The organism is Streptomyces sp. 8N114, from assembly GCF_052245835.1.
Lineage (GTDB): Bacteria > Actinomycetota > Actinomycetes > Streptomycetales > Streptomycetaceae > Streptomyces.
In genome coordinates, this window is the sequence record NZ_JBQQBT010000007.1 from 94,102 (window position 1) to 107,798 (window position 13,697).

At 69.2% G+C, this 13,697-nt stretch carries 14 protein-coding genes; 7 read left to right on the forward strand and 7 right to left on the reverse strand.

The annotated features are described in order from the left end of the window. Positions 1 to 20 precede the first annotated feature (20 nt). From ACTWQF_RS17075 to secD, 3 genes are all read left to right on the forward strand, one after another. The gene (locus ACTWQF_RS17075) at positions 21 to 2,672 is read left to right on the forward strand and encodes a BRCT domain-containing protein (protein ID WP_443280252.1); all 2,652 of its coding nucleotides are present in this window, start codon (positions 21 to 23) and stop codon (positions 2,670 to 2,672) included. 339 nt (positions 2,673 to 3,011) lie between these two features. Further along, entirely contained in the window at positions 3,012 to 3,443 is a 432-nt protein-coding gene (locus ACTWQF_RS17080; protein ID WP_443280253.1) for a hypothetical protein, read from the forward strand. Positions 3,444 to 3,841: 398 nt separating this feature from the next. Continuing rightward, a complete protein-coding gene (gene secD / locus ACTWQF_RS17085) occupies positions 3,842 to 6,151 on the forward strand; it encodes a protein translocase subunit SecD (RefSeq protein WP_443280254.1) in 2,310 nt (769 codons plus the stop codon). A gap of 162 nt (positions 6,152 to 6,313) precedes the next feature. Here the strand turns inward: secD and ACTWQF_RS17090 are convergent, their stop codons facing one another. Both ACTWQF_RS17090 and ACTWQF_RS17095 read right to left on the reverse strand, forming a co-directional pair. After that, a complete protein-coding gene (locus tag ACTWQF_RS17090; protein WP_443280255.1) occupies positions 6,314 to 6,721 on the reverse strand; it encodes a VOC family protein in 408 nt (135 codons plus the stop codon). A 110-nt stretch (positions 6,722 to 6,831) separates the two neighbouring features. Next, positions 6,832 to 7,026: a hypothetical protein gene (locus ACTWQF_RS17095; RefSeq protein ID WP_443280256.1), complete on the reverse strand. Its 195-nt coding sequence runs from the start codon at positions 7,024 to 7,026 to the stop codon at positions 6,832 to 6,834. A gap of 132 nt (positions 7,027 to 7,158) precedes the next feature. Here ACTWQF_RS17095 and ACTWQF_RS17100 point away from each other — a divergent pair, with 132 nt between their 5' ends. Beyond that, on the forward strand, positions 7,159 to 7,800 hold the full coding sequence (locus ACTWQF_RS17100) for a TetR/AcrR family transcriptional regulator (RefSeq protein WP_443280257.1): 642 nt from the start codon (positions 7,159 to 7,161) through the stop codon (positions 7,798 to 7,800). 58 nt (positions 7,801 to 7,858) lie between these two features. Here ACTWQF_RS17100 and ACTWQF_RS17105 read toward each other — a convergent pair whose 3' ends face one another. Next, positions 7,859 to 8,620: a LysR family substrate-binding domain-containing protein gene (locus ACTWQF_RS17105; protein ID WP_443280258.1), complete on the reverse strand. Its 762-nt coding sequence runs from the start codon at positions 8,618 to 8,620 to the stop codon at positions 7,859 to 7,861. A gap of 58 nt (positions 8,621 to 8,678) precedes the next feature. On the opposite strand from ACTWQF_RS17105, the gene ACTWQF_RS17110 reads away from it, so the two are divergent. Beyond that, a complete protein-coding gene (locus ACTWQF_RS17110; protein ID WP_443280259.1) occupies positions 8,679 to 9,104 on the forward strand; it encodes a DUF5997 family protein in 426 nt (141 codons plus the stop codon). A 147-nt stretch (positions 9,105 to 9,251) separates the two neighbouring features. Here ACTWQF_RS17110 and ACTWQF_RS17115 read toward each other — a convergent pair whose 3' ends face one another. Further along, positions 9,252 to 9,632, reverse strand: a complete 381-nt coding sequence (locus ACTWQF_RS17115; protein WP_443280260.1) for a winged helix-turn-helix transcriptional regulator — start codon at positions 9,630 to 9,632, stop codon at positions 9,252 to 9,254. Positions 9,633 to 9,775: 143 nt separating this feature from the next. Here ACTWQF_RS17115 and ACTWQF_RS17120 point away from each other — a divergent pair, with 143 nt between their 5' ends. Then, a complete protein-coding gene (locus ACTWQF_RS17120) occupies positions 9,776 to 10,177 on the forward strand; it encodes a RidA family protein (protein WP_443280261.1) in 402 nt (133 codons plus the stop codon). Between the two features lie 119 nt (positions 10,178 to 10,296). On the opposite strand, the gene gap is transcribed toward ACTWQF_RS17120, so the two are convergent. Then, positions 10,297 to 11,307, reverse strand: a complete 1,011-nt coding sequence (gene gap, locus ACTWQF_RS17125; protein ID WP_443280262.1) for a type I glyceraldehyde-3-phosphate dehydrogenase — start codon at positions 11,305 to 11,307, stop codon at positions 10,297 to 10,299. Between the two features lie 132 nt (positions 11,308 to 11,439). Here gap and ACTWQF_RS17130 point away from each other — a divergent pair, with 132 nt between their 5' ends. Then, positions 11,440 to 11,895: a MarR family winged helix-turn-helix transcriptional regulator gene (locus ACTWQF_RS17130; protein WP_443280263.1), complete on the forward strand. Its 456-nt coding sequence runs from the start codon at positions 11,440 to 11,442 to the stop codon at positions 11,893 to 11,895. Positions 11,896 to 11,982: 87 nt separating this feature from the next. Here ACTWQF_RS17130 and ACTWQF_RS17135 read toward each other — a convergent pair whose 3' ends face one another. Together ACTWQF_RS17135 and ACTWQF_RS17140 are read right to left on the reverse strand one after the other, a co-directional pair. Then, on the reverse strand, positions 11,983 to 12,729 hold the full coding sequence (locus tag ACTWQF_RS17135; RefSeq protein ID WP_443280264.1) for a sulfite exporter TauE/SafE family protein: 747 nt from the start codon (positions 12,727 to 12,729) through the stop codon (positions 11,983 to 11,985). Positions 12,730 to 12,805: 76 nt separating this feature from the next. Continuing rightward, complete coding sequence (locus ACTWQF_RS17140) at positions 12,806 to 13,366, reverse strand: COG4315 family predicted lipoprotein (RefSeq protein ID WP_443280265.1); 561 nt, start codon at positions 13,364 to 13,366, stop codon at positions 12,806 to 12,808. Between the last annotated feature and the right edge of the window lie 331 nt (positions 13,367 to 13,697).

Genomic DNA, 13,697 nt, shown 5'->3' on the forward strand with positions numbered 1-13,697 from the left:
GCCACCCTAAGATCGCGGACATGGAACTACGGGGAAAGACAGCGGTGTTGATGGGGCGGTTCCCCGGGCTGTCGCGCGCTACGGCGAAGGCCGGCCTCGAGGCGCTGGGTGTCCGGGTGTCGGGCTCGGTGTCCGGCAAGACGGACCTGGTCTTCGCCTCGCACGACGCGCGGGGGCCCAAGATCGGGAAGGCGAGCATGCTCGGCATTCCGATCTTTGACTGGAAGACGTTGCGCGCGGTGCTGAAGAGGGCCGACGAGTCCTCGGCCGACGACGGGTCCGCCGGTGAGGCAGGGTTCGTGGATCACGCGTCGCTGATGTCGGCTGCCGACCCGGTTGCGCTGCTGGACGTTCTCCAGGGAGCGGACTGGTCCGCTTTCGTGGCGAAGCGGGACCTGCTGCCGCTCCGGGACCGGCTGTTGAAGATCGAGCGCACTCACGGGGTCAGCGAGGCCCACCGCTTCGCCACCGACCGGATCCGTGGCCTCGACGGCACTCGGCTGCAGCATCCGTACGGCCACATCACGGAGATCGAGTCGTCCGCTCTCAGCCCGTGCGGACGCTATCTGGCTACCGGAAGCTGGGTCGGTGACGACTATCACCGTGGTGGGGCCCTGCAGATCTGGGAAGTTCCCAGCGGCCGTTGCGTCAACGTCCTGGACCGCATCGATGGCGGCGTCGGCTGGCCCGACTATGACGACGTCATCCAGTGGTCGGACGACAGCACCCGAGTCGGGCTCGCCTACAACACCAACCAGGTGGGGGTCTTCGATCCCTTCGGTGCCGGCACGCATACATATCCGCTGGCAAGCGCGTCGGTGACGGACGGCGCCAGCCGACCGCCCGAGTGGGCGCTGGCTCCCGACGGCCGGCGCGCGTTCGTCAGGGCCGGAACCTCCGGTTCCATCCAGGGCTGCGTCGTTCCGCTGGAGGCAGGCGACCTGTACTGGTTGCCCGGCTATGCGTCTCCTTCGCATCCGTATCTGCTGGGCGAGGACCTTCCCGAGGATTTCGGTGAGAAGGGCGACGAACTGTGGCCGGAGTGCGGGGCCGGCTGGTCGACGGACGGCAGCCGGCTGTACATGTACGACCACCGGCGCAGACGGGATCTCGTCATCGACCTGGCCACCAAGCGCATCAGCTGGGCGACCAAGGAGGACAGAACGAAGACTTCCGCCGGGGACGGAGCCCCGGTGGCGGACGAATCGGGCGGAGTACGCGTCTCCGTCGGCTCGACCGGCGTGACTTTCCGACGGCCCGACACCGGAGGGGTGTTGGCCGACTTCGAGTTCCTCCTCGAACCACCAGGCCCACGCATCTTCGAGGACGACTACGCATTCGAGGAGCAGAACGTCAACTTCGCGCTCGACGCCGACACCTGGTGCGCGGCGTTCGACGAAGGCGTGGTCATCGCGCCACCGGACCGCAGGGAAGAGCTGGACGCGGTGCTGACCTGGTCGGTCGACCGGCGCTTCGCCTGGCCGGTGCGGTGGGGCGAGCTCGATGTCGTACCGGACGCGCAGGCCGCAGCCGAACGCCTCGGGGAGGACGGCTTCGGTTTCTTCGTCCGTAGGTACGTCGAAAGGCTCGCAGCCGCCGAGGCCGAGCGCGCCACCAAGGGGAACGCGGATGTCCAAGGGGACGGAACATGGCCACCGCCCAACACCGCGACAGTGGGCGACCTTTTCTCGGCGGCCAGGGATTCCGTCTCCTCACTCGACAGCAGCTGGAATTTCGCCGTGAACGAGAGCCTTGGTCACGCGGCGCGGCTGCGGGCGCGGCGGGGAGAGGCCGAGGGCGCGGCGGAGCTGCTGGAAGCGATCCCCGACGCCGACGAGCGTGTCGTGGCTTCCGCTCACGTGGCCATGCTCCTGGCCCGCGTGGGACGGACCGAACAGGCCCGCGCCGCTTTCGACTTCGCCGAGCCGCGCGCGGAGGCGGCTCTCGGAGCCCATAACGCCGCCCGCGTCACCTCCGCGGTGGCCGGTGCCTGTCAGGCCCTGGGCGACACGGCCGCCGCCGATGCGTGGTTCGCTCGCGCACGGGAAGCCATCGAGCCGGAAACCAACGCATGGCAGAACCGTCTCGCGGTCATCTGGGCCCTCACCGAGTGCGGACGCGTGGACGAGGCACGGTCGCTGTGGACGTTGCCCGACGAGGACCGCCGGCTCAACCGCCCCAACGGCCTTTACGCCGAACCATGGTTGCTCTACCTGCTGAGCACCGACCGGGTCGACCTGGCCGGAGAGTTCATGGAAGCGTGCGTCCCGCCGAGGGACCGTCCGTCGAGCATGATCGATGCACTGGTCGAGCTCGGCAGACCCGATCTGCTCCGCTCGTGGCTCTCCGACTCGTGGTACATAGGCGACGAGAAGTACGAACGGGCCCAGGCCGTCGCCGACGGCGCACCGAGGCGGACCCTGCCGCCGACACCGACCGAGGAGGACGTCGCGGCTCTCGCCGAGGCGCACGCCGAGCTGCTCAGGACGCCACGCGCCAAACGTGAGAGGCCGACCGAGGAGCTCATCGAGCAGGCCGCGGGCTGCGGGCATCTCAGTGCCGTTGTGGACCTGCTCGGCAACCTTCCGGACCACGATTTCAACGACCGGCCGAAAGCCGCCTTCTCCGCGCTCTGGCGCGCCACCACGGGCCACTACGACGCCCCTTGGTGACGAGGCACCGGACCCGACCGGCCCATCCGTATCGCACAGTTCGTCCGGATGGGCCGGGGGAGGCCGCCAGCAGGCGATGTCGGCGACCAGGGCCTGTCCGACGGATCTTGCGACCCGGCATGGAGGGGAGGGGGTACGGCCTCACCGCATTGCCGCCGAAGGTCACGACGAGGTGGTCGCCGCCTGAGCAGGGTTGCCGGACAGCGCGACGAGCTAGCCGGCCAGCAGGCTGACGCCCGTGGGGACGGTGCGGCGATCTGCTGCGAGCCTGCTTCAGCCGATGTGCGCCCTGCGTACACTGGCGCGCACTGGCAACGGATGTTCGACGGGGGAGGGACCATGCAGCAGCGCTCGCCGGGTCTGTCCTCACGCCGTTCCGCGTCCGCGTTCCTCGCGTTTGTCTGGGGTGCTCTGCTGCTTCTGGCGGGCGCCGCCGCGGCTGCTCCGGTGCCGGGCGGTGCGCCGTCGACCGTCACCGTGACGGTGGACCGTGGAGCACACCACAGCGGAGAGACCCGTTCCTCCGTCTCCCGCCCTGACGCGCGGCGGAAGGCCGTTGCACACGGCGCTACCGTGACAGCCCCGCGCGAGGTGCGGCCACCCGGCCATCCTGCTCACCCGCCGGTGGTGCCGACTTCCGCGCCGACCACGGCCGCTGCGCCGCTCGTCGGCCGCGTCGCCGGCAACCCCTCCCAGGAGCGCGCGCCGCCGCGCTCCTCCCACGACCCGCGCACCAGCCGGGGCCCGCCCGACTCGCCGCTCGACGTCTGACCGAGTCGGCCGACTCCCTTCCGCCCTCCGCGCTGCCGCACCGATCTGTACGGACCGTGGCGTGCCGCTGAGACGGCCTGTTCTCCGCCGTTGCCGCTGCACGTCGCCGCGGGGTCACTGCATGTCGGCGGGGCCGCTGCATGGCGCCGCGTGCCGCCGCACATCGCCGTACGGCGTATCCACACATGCCGTACGGCAGAGGTGCCGTGACGCGGCATGGGGGGCAGGGGGTTCATGCCCCCACAACTCCGCTGTCTGTTGCGGGCGGCGGGAGTGAGCGGTCGGCTGCCATGTGTGCTGCGCGTGTGTCGCGCGGTGCCTTTCAGCCTGGAGTGGACTTGTCCCGTACGCCTCGCCGTACTCGTACTGCTGGTGCTCCGCACCGTTCCCGCGCGCCGATGTGGCGTGCGCTGCTCGCGCTTGTTGTCGTAGGAATCTCACTCTTCTTCGCCCTGACGACCCCGGCCCGGCTGGGGTTGGACCTCAAGGGCGGAACTCATATCGTTCTCGAGACCCGGGACGGCCCAGGTGTGCGGGCCGACGCGGCCGCTACCGACCGTGCGCTGGAGGTGCTCCGACAGCGCGTGGACGCTCTTGGCGTGGCCGAGCCGTCGCTGTCCCGTGCGGGGGAGAACCGGATCGTCGTCGAACTGCCCGGGGTGCAGGATCCCCGGGAGGCCGCCGAGGTGATCGGCCGTACCGCCCAACTGACCTTCCATCCGGTGGCGGGGGAGACCGCCCGCGGGCCCGCGCAGGACGCGCGGCAGCAGGAGGGCAAGGACGGCACCAGGGTCCTGCCCGACCCCGACCGCAAGGGCGCGTTCCTGCGGCTGGGGCCGACCGCGCTGAGCGGTGAAGGGGTGAAGAACGCCGAGCCGCAGCTCGACACCGCGCAGGGCGACGGCTGGAGCGTGACCGTCGATTTCCGGGACGGAGCCGCCGGACAGTGGGCCGAATTGACCGGTGAGGCCGCCTGCCGGCCTCCGGATGCCCCGCAGCGACGGGTGGCGATCGTCCTGGACGACCGGGTCGTCTCCGCGCCCCGTATCCAGGAGAGTGTGGCCTGCCGCGGCGGCATCACCGGCGGGTCCACACAGATCACGGGGGACTTCGGCGACGACGAGGCCAAGGACCTGGCGGCTCTCATCAAGGGCGGCGCGCTGCCCGTCCCGGTCGACGTGGTCGAGCAACAGACGGTCGGGCCCTCGCTGGGTGCGGACGCCATCCGGGCGAGCGCTCAGGCCGCGGTCATCGGACTGGTATGCACCGCGGTGTTCATCACCGTCGTCTACCGCCTGCTGGGCGCGCTGGCAACCCTCGCTCTCGGCCTGTACGGACTGATCTCGTACGCGTCGCTCGTTGCGCTCGGAGCTACTCTGACGCTCCCTGGGCTCGCCGGTTTCGTGCTCGCCGTCGGAATGGCGGTGGACGCGAACGTGCTGGTCTTCGAACGGGCCCGCGAGGTGTACGGCAGGCCCTCCCCGCGGCCGGACAAGGCACGGCGGGAGCGGGATCTGCGGCAGGCGCTGCGCACGGGGTTCCAGCAGGCGTACAGCGCCGTCATCGATTCGAACGTCACCACACTGCTGGCTGCCGGGCTGCTGTTCTTCTTCGCGACGGGGCCGGTCAAGGGCTTCGGGGTGACACTCTCGCTGGGGGTGCTCGCCTCGATGATCTCCGCGATGGTGATCACGCGGGTGCTCGCCGACTGGGCGGTGCGGCGCCGCTGGGTGCGGCGGCGGCCCGCGATCACCGGAATGGTCGGCTCTTCCCGGCTGCGCCGTTGGCTGACCGCGCGCAAACCGCGCCTCGCATGCCGTCCCCGCCTGTGGTTGAGCGTCATGACCGGGCTGGTACTGGTGGCGCTGGCCGGGATCGGGCTCCGGGGGCTGGAGTTCGGTGTGGAGTTCACCGGTGGCCGGCTGGTGGAGTACAGCACCAGCCGGTCCGTCGACGCCGAGACCGCACGCCGGGCCGTTGCGGACGCGAGCTTCCCCAGGGCGGTGGTGCAGGATGCGGGCGACGGCGGCATCTCCGTACGCACCGAAAAGCTCACCGACGCACAACGGGAGCACGTCCGGGAGGCTTTGGAGCCGACCGGGGGTGAAGTCTCGGTCGAACGGGACGAGATGGTGGGGCCCAGCCTCGGCAGCGAACTGCGTGACAAGGCTCTGCTCGCGCTGGGCATCGCCGTCGGGGCCCAGCTGCTGTACCTGAGCGTCAGGTTCCGCTGGACCCTGGCCACGGCGGCTGTGGCGGCCATGGTGCAGGACGTCCTGCTGGTGGTGGGGCTGTTCGCCTGGCTCGGTAAGCCGGTCGACAGCGTCTTCCTCGCCGCGCTGCTCACCGTCGTCGGATACTCGGTCAACGACACCGTCGTCGTCCTCGACCGGCTTCGCGGTATGCGCCGCGCGGACCAGTCGACGCCGCTGCCGGACCTGGCCGACGCGGCCGTGCTCCGCACCTTGCCGCGCACCGTGAACACCGGAACGGGCGCGCTGTTCATCCTCGTCGCCCTCGCGCTCCTGGGCGGTGACTCGCTGACCGACTTCTCGGTGGCACTGCTGGCCGGAGTGGTCTTCGGTACGGCCTCGACGGTGTTGACGGCGACACCGATGGCCGCGGCACTGGAACAGTGGCGGCCGGAGCCGCGCCGCGAGCCGGCGGCTCGGCAGCGCGGCAAGGACCGCTCGGGCGCGGTGGTGTAGGCGGTGGAAGAAGGCACGGTGCGCCCCGCGCTCGGTCTCCGAACGCGGGGCGCACCGTATCGGCCGCCGGTGAGCGGGCGGGCACTCGGTGGCCTGTATGCCCGTCCCCAACTCGTCGGGCTTCCCCGGCAGTTCATCGATACGACAGCGGCTGAGGGCAGGTCACTCCTCAGCTCCCGGGGCGCCCTCAGCCGGTGTCACCCACTCGACGAGTTGCACCACCACGCCGTTGGGGTCTCTCGTCTGGAAGAGCCGTTCGCCCCACGGCTCTTCACGAAGCGGCAGCGTGATGGGTGCGCCTTCGGCGCGCAGCCGCTTCTCCTCGGCTTCGAGGCCGGTGACGGTGAATGCCAGGATCAGGCCCGCGGCGTGCTGGTCGCGTTGGTCGGGCGGCAGGACCTCCGTGCCGCGGGTGAGGAGGACGAGGTCGACGGCCGCCCCCTCGTGGCTGAGGGAGGCGAACCCGTCGGCTTCGACGGTGACCTGGTAGCCGAAGTGCGTCACGAAGAAGTCGCGGGAGGCGGCTACGTCGTCGACCGTGAGGGAGACAGTGGTGGCGGAGAGCTGCACGGGTACGGGGCTCCTTCGATGGCGGCGGAAAGCTGGCGGCTGAAAGCTGGGGGCGTTGAAGCGGTGCTCCCTGCGCCCGGTCCCTCGGGGGTTCCCTGGGGGCCTTCGAGTCAGTACGTGCGGTGGGGCGCCTTGCGGGTGCGCGGCGGTGTGCTCCCCCGGCGGCCGGTGGGCGGGAGCTGCCGGGGTCCGCGCGGACCACGGTGGAGGGGGCCGTTGGACGGCGCTGCCGGGAACGCGGTGGGGGCGGGGGAGGCGGCGAGGGCGGAGAAAGCGGTGATGCCGTTGATGTCGACCTTGCGCATGCGCGTCCTCTCGTCAGGGTGCGGCGTCGTCGGTCCGTTCGACCGGACGCCACGTCTTACGTCGGACGTAAAATTACTCCGATGCCCCTCCGAACGTCAAGAGTATTTTTGCGTCCGTGGTAAATTTTTGTCATGGGTACTGAGACGACAGGCTTGCGCGAGGCCAAGAAGCAGGAGACGAGGCAGCTCATCTCCGATCACGCCACCAAGCTCTTCATGGCACAGGGCTTCGAGCGCACGACCATCGCCGAGATCGCCGCGGCGGCCCGCGTGGCGAAGAAGACGGTGACCAACTACTTCGCGCGCAAGGAGGACATGGCACTCGACCATCAGGACGCGTTCGTAGCCGCACTGGCCCGTACGGTCACCGACCGCCGCCCCGGCGAGTCAGCGCTGGCGGCGCTGCGCCGCGCCTTCGACGCCGACCTGGAGCAGCGCAGCCCCGTCGCGGGGTTCGCCGGGCCCAGGTTCACCCGCATGATCGCCGACAGCCCCACCCTCACCGCCCGCCTGCGCGACCTGCACGACTTGCGTGAGGAGGCCCTCGCGCACACCCTCGCCGAGGCAACCGACGCGGACCCCGACGACATCACCCCCAGCGCCGTCGCGGCCCAACTCGGCGCCGCCCACCGGTTGCTGTTCCGCCGCATCCAGGACCTCACCCTGGCCGGCCGCACCGACGACGCCATCGCTCAGGAGGTCGCCGAGGACGCCCATCGCGTCTTCGCTCTGCTGGAACCCGCCCTCGCCGACTACGCAACGGCCCCCAGCTGAACGCCGACAGCGGCTGTTGTCCCGCGTCCTTCCGGCCTGCGTCCGGCTCGTGGTCGTACTACGACCGGCGGCCGGGCCTGCCTCGCCTGTTGCCCTTGCCGCCGCCGGAACCGGTGCGCCTGCTTCTGCCGGTCGGCTTGTGGGCCGCGGACTTCCGCCGTGCGGTGCCGGTGTCGGGGCGCTTCTCCTTCGGCTGGGCCGGGGCGGGGCGGCGCCCCCGTGAGCTGTTGACGGTCCGCCCGCGGACGATCCCGATGAAGTCTTCCACCATGTCGGTGGTCTTCTCCTCGGGCCACGACAACGCGACCTGCGACTGAGGAGCGTCCGTGACCGGCCGGTAGGTGAGGTCCCTGCGGTGGTGCAGGCGGGCCAGCGACTGCGGCACGACGAGCAGACCGACCCCTGCCGCCACCAGCTGGATGGCGTCCGCCGTCGTGGCGGGACGCTCCTTCGCTGGCTGCCCCGGCCGACGTTCCCAGTCGAGAACCTCGTCGAGGGGGTGCAGCACGATCTCCTCGGCCAGCTCCTCGGCGGACACCTCGTCGACCGCCGTCACGATGTGGTCCTTCGGGACCACGACCACTGTCGTCTCGGTGTAGAGAGGGATGGCGCTCAGAGCCGTCCGGTCGATCGGCAGCCGTACGAAACCCGCGTCGGCGCCGCCGCGGCGCAGTACGTCAGGGGCTTCCGCAGCGGGGAGCGCCACCAGGTCCACGGGGATGTCGGGCAGTCGCTCCTGCCAGATCCGCACCCACTTGGTGGGGGTCACGCCGGGGACGTAGGCGAGCCGGAACGAAGGGGGTGCTTCCGAGCCTGTCACGTGGCCAGGTTACCGGGCGTGGTCGGGAGCGGCACACACGCTCGATATGCTGGACGGCATGACGTCGCACCAGAGCACCCAGACGATGAAGCCCGCGACCGCGGCGAAGAAACTGGGTGTGTACCTCGATGCCACCCCCGCGGAGTTCCGGGAGGGCGTCGTCTCGCGCGACGAGCTGAAGGCGTTGCAGGCCGACCCGCCCGAGTGGCTGCGTGAGCTGCGGCGCAACGGCCCGCACCCCCGCCCGGTGGTCGCGGCGAAGCTGGGGATCTCCATCTCGGGTCTCGCCCGTGGCGGAGTCACCGAGCCGCTCACCACGGAGCAGATCGAAGAGCTGAAGAGCGCGGGCCCGGAGTGGCTGCACAAGGAACGCGCCACCCAGGCCGAGGTGCGCAAAGAAGCGGTACGCCTCAAGGAGAAGCGGCTCAAGGAGCAGGAGAAGAGCGCGGAGCGCGGCGATCAGCCTCGCCGCCCGCGCTCCTGACCGCGATCTTCCGGCAGCCCGGGAAGAGCCGGTCGGCGGACGTTCCGAGCCAGGCCGTGAGGGCGGCGGGCGCCTGCCGAGCCGGTGACTCCGGGCCGGTTCCGCTCGTCCCCGGCCCGGATCTGCGGTTCCTACGCACCCCGCCCGTCAGGCGTCGAAGCGACGGCGGGCATCCTCGATGTGGCCGAGGTACTGGTGGGTCCAGCCGCACATTCCATCGACCGTGGCGCGCAGGGCTCGGCCCGGCTCGGTGAGGGTGTACTCGACCCGCGGCGGCACGGTGGGGTGCACCGTCCGCTCGACCAGCCCGTAGCGCTCCAGCATGCGCAGGTTCTGGGTGAGCATCTTGTGGCTGACGCCTTCGACCTCGTTACGCAACTCGCTGAAGCGCAGGGTGCGCTCACCCAGAGCCTCGATGATCAGGAACGCCCATTTGTTGGCGACGTCCGAGAAGATCTCCCGCGCCAGAGAGTCCGCGCGCCGCAGGTCCGCTTCCTCGGGCGAGCCCGTGAACTGCTTGGTCACCATAAGGTTCCTCAGTTGCTGAAAAGTGCGTTCTTCCAGGCCATCGGCAACTCTCCTACGGTTCCTGAGTAACCGCAAGAGAGCGCCTGCGGCTTGTTTCGATGCAAGCGAACCCGCGGGCTCTCATGGCAAGGAGGCAGGCAAGCATGGCCACCATCGACGTCTTCAACCACAACGTGCCGGCCGAGAGCGACTTCGGCTACTCGCAGGCAATCAAGTCCGACGACCTGATCCGCGTCTCCGGACAGCTCTCGCTCGACGAGGCGGGCAACGTCCTGCACCCGAACGACTTCGCCGCCCAGCTCGAGCAGGTCTACGTCAACTTCGACAAGGTCCTGAACCACTACGGCGTCACCCGCAACCAAATCGTCTCGCAGACTCTGTATGCGGTGAACCTGCAGCAGAACGCCCGCGCGATCTGCGAAGGAAACCTGGCGTACTTCGGCGACCATCGCCCGGTCAGCACGGTCTTCGGCGTCACCGAACTGTCCTTCCCCGGCCAGGTCATCGAGATCAGCTTCCTCGTCGACACCAAGCTGCCCGCCTGAGCCCGTTCAGCTACGGCAGGGAGGATCAGCGACGGTCTCCAGGGCGGCATCGCCCTGGAGACCGTCCGAGCCGGGGCGCGCCCCCGACTTGTTCGGCACTCTCTCCGTGCCGACGCTGCTCACTCTCCGGGTGAGCGGCCGACTTTCAGCGCCAGGTCGAGGAGACGGTTCGAGTAGCCCCACTCGTTGTCGTACCAGCCGACGACCTTGACCTGAGGGCCGACCACGCTGGTGAGACCTGCGTCGAAGATGCAGGAGGCCGGGTCGGTGACGATGTCGGAGCTGACGATGGGCGCTTCGGTGTAGGAGAGCAGTCCCTGGTACGGGCCGGCGGCGGCTGCCGCGTACGCCTCGTTGATCTCCTCCACGGTTGTCCGGCGGCTCGTGGTGACGGTGAGGTCGGTGACCGAGCCGGTGGGAACGGGGACCCGCAGCGCGAACGCATCGAGGCGACCCCGGACTTCCGGCATGACCAGGCCGATGGCCTTGGCCGCACCGCTGGAGGTCGGCACCACGTTGACGGCCGCCGCACGGGCGCGCCGCAGGTCCTTGTGCGGTGCGTCCTGAAGGTTCTGGTCCTGGGTGTAGGCGTGGACCGTGGTCATCATCCCGTACTCGATGCCGACGGCGTCGTGCAGCACCTTGGCCAGCAGGCCGAGACAGTTGGTGGTGCAGGAGGCGTTGGAGATGATCGTGTGACGTTCGGGATCGTACGCGTCGTCGTTGACACCCAGCACGATCGTCACGTCCTCGTCGTCGGCGGGTGCGGCGATGATCACCTTCTTGGCGCCGCCGTCGACGTGTGCGCGTGCCTTCTCCGCCTTGGTGAAGATGCCGGTGGACTCGATGACCACATCCACGCCGAGTTCCCCCCAGGGCAGCGCGGCCGGATCGCGTTCGGCCAGGAAGCTGATCTTCCGGTCGCCGACGCGAATCGCTCCGGACTCCGCCGAGACCTCTTCAGGGAAACGGCCCAGGACCGAGTCGTAGGTCAGCAGGTGGGCCATGGTCGCCACCTCGCCCAGATCGTTGACCGCCACGATCTCCAGGTCCGAGTCCCGCGCGGCGGCGGCCCGGAAGACGTTCCTTCCGATCCGGCCGAAGCCGTTGATGCCTATACGAACAGTCATGCTTCCCTCTCGCAGATGGTTCCGGGGCGGCGGTCGTGCGTCGGGCATGCCGCCACCGCAGGCAGGGACAGCATAAGCGATTTCTATAAGTTGAGAATGTATTTCTGTCGCCGCAGGTTATAGGCTCCCCGCGTGTGTGATTCGACGAGCGATCTGAGCGTGCCCGACTTCATCAGAGCGATCGAGGCGTTCAACCGCTTCTACATCCGCCTGCCCCAGGAGCTGGTGCTCCCGTTCAGCACGCTGTCGGTGCTCGACACCCTCGCTTTCGACGGCAGCCCGAAGCGCTTGACCGAGTTGACCGGCAGCGAGCAGATGAGCCAGCCCGGCCTCACCCAGCTCGTGAAACGCCTCGAACGCGACGGCTTGGTGGAGCGCACGAGCGACCCGCAGGACGGCCGTGCCGTTCTCGTCCACATCACCGACGCCGGCCGGAGGATCGGCGAGTCACGCCGAGCCGAGCGGACCCGGCACCTCTCGCCCCTCCTCGAGCTCCTCAGCCCCAAGGACCGCAGCGCACTCGCCGAGGCCCTGCCGGTACTGGAACGTCTGGCGCAACTCGGCCGGGACAGCGCCAGGACCACCTGAGCGCTGCCGTGAGTTCATGCCACATGTCCCTGCGCTGCTCGTCCTCGGCATCCACCATGCGTTGAACGAGGTCTTCTCCGGCGGCCGCTAGACGAGCAGCCGGACGACCGCTGCGACGCCGATGACCACGACCGTCCCGCGCAACACGTTCGGGGGGAGCTTGCGTCCGACCTTCGCGCCGAGCAGCCCGCCCACCGTGGAACTGGCGGCGAGGATGCCGACGACCGGCCAGCTGATCGGGGCGACGAAGGCGTAGATGGCGCCCGCGACGACGTTGACCACGGCGGTCAAGGTGTTCTTGAACGCGTTGAGCGTCTGCAAGGAGTCGGCGAGCAGCAGCCCCATGACACCGACGAGCATGATGCCCTGCGCCGCGGTGAAATAGCCGCCGTATACGCCGACGAGGAAGATGAGAAAGAACAGCAGCGGACCGGAACGGTCTTCCGCGTCCCTCGTACGGAGCCGCTTGGCGGCCAGTGGCTGGAGCGCGACGAGGACGACCGAGATGCCGACCAGCCACGGCACGACGACCTCGAAGGCGTCCTGCGGCAGCGAGAGCAGCAGTACCGTTCCGCCGATGGCGCCGAAGAACGACGCCACCGCGTAGCCGAGCACCCGACTGCGTTGCCCGGCCAGCTCATGCCGGTATCCGTAGGCGCCGGTGATCGAGCCCGGAACCAGTCCGATCGCGTTCGACGTCGTCGCGGTCACCGGCGGATAGCCGAGGGCGACCAGTACCGGGAAGGTCACCAGAGTGCCGGAACCCACCACCGTGTTGATCGCGCCCGCCCACAGACCGGCTGCGGCGATCAGTGCGCCCTCCCACCCCATCATGGCGGCAACGGTACGGCCCGCCACAGAGTGGCACCGCAGCGCCCCTGGGCGGCCGGGCGCTCACGGTGCCGCCGGCTCAGTAGCCTCCGTCGGTGTTCTCCGGTTTGGGTGAGTCCCCGCGCTTCGGTTTGTTTACGACAGCCTTTCCCTTGGTGTCGACGACGTACCACTTGGCGCCGAACTGGTCGATGCCCTGGCCTTTGGTCTGCCCGGCCTCTTCGTCCTCGTCGAACCGGTAGAGGGGGTGACCGTTGTAGGTGACCTGCTTCTCGCCGTCCCTGCTTGTCGTGGACAGCTCGGACTTCTTGACGCCCTTTCCGGCCCGCGCCTTCTTGTCCACCGTCATGGGCGGCCATTCCTTTGCGCAGCCACCCTGGCAGTTGCTCTTGTTCTTCTTGTCCTTCTTGAAGAGGTAGAGCGTTCTCCCTTTTCCGTCCACCAGTATCTTTCCGTACTTCCCTTTCTTGACCTTCACCGTGTCCGCTGCCTTCCTGGACGTGTCCGGCTCGGACTGCACCGTTTCGGACTGCGCCGCGCTGTGTGCCGGAGCGGCGGTGGCCCCGGCGGTGCCGGCTGCTGCCCCGCCGACCAGCATCACGGTGGCAAGGGGGATCGAGATCCTTGTGAACGTGGCCATGGAAATCCTCTCGATTTGTTCGGTCGGCCCGGCCCCCACGCAGCGCGCTCGCGGCACATGTTCCCGTGCTCCTGGCCCGTGCGTCTGTTCTCAGTAAAACGGCTGGGGAGCCGGTCGCAACCGGAGCCTTTCGGCTACTCTCTGCCGTGAGGGACAGCGTGACGTAATCATTTTCGCGAGGGTCGGCCACGGGAATTCGACGTCGGTCCGACCGAGGGTGGTCCGGCGGTTCGCGGACGAATTCTTCACGAACTGTGGTCGGCGTATCGCGCTCGGCGAACCGGTGCTGTATCGGTACTGGTCGCGCCGTTGGCCCCCAGGGCACTGCAGG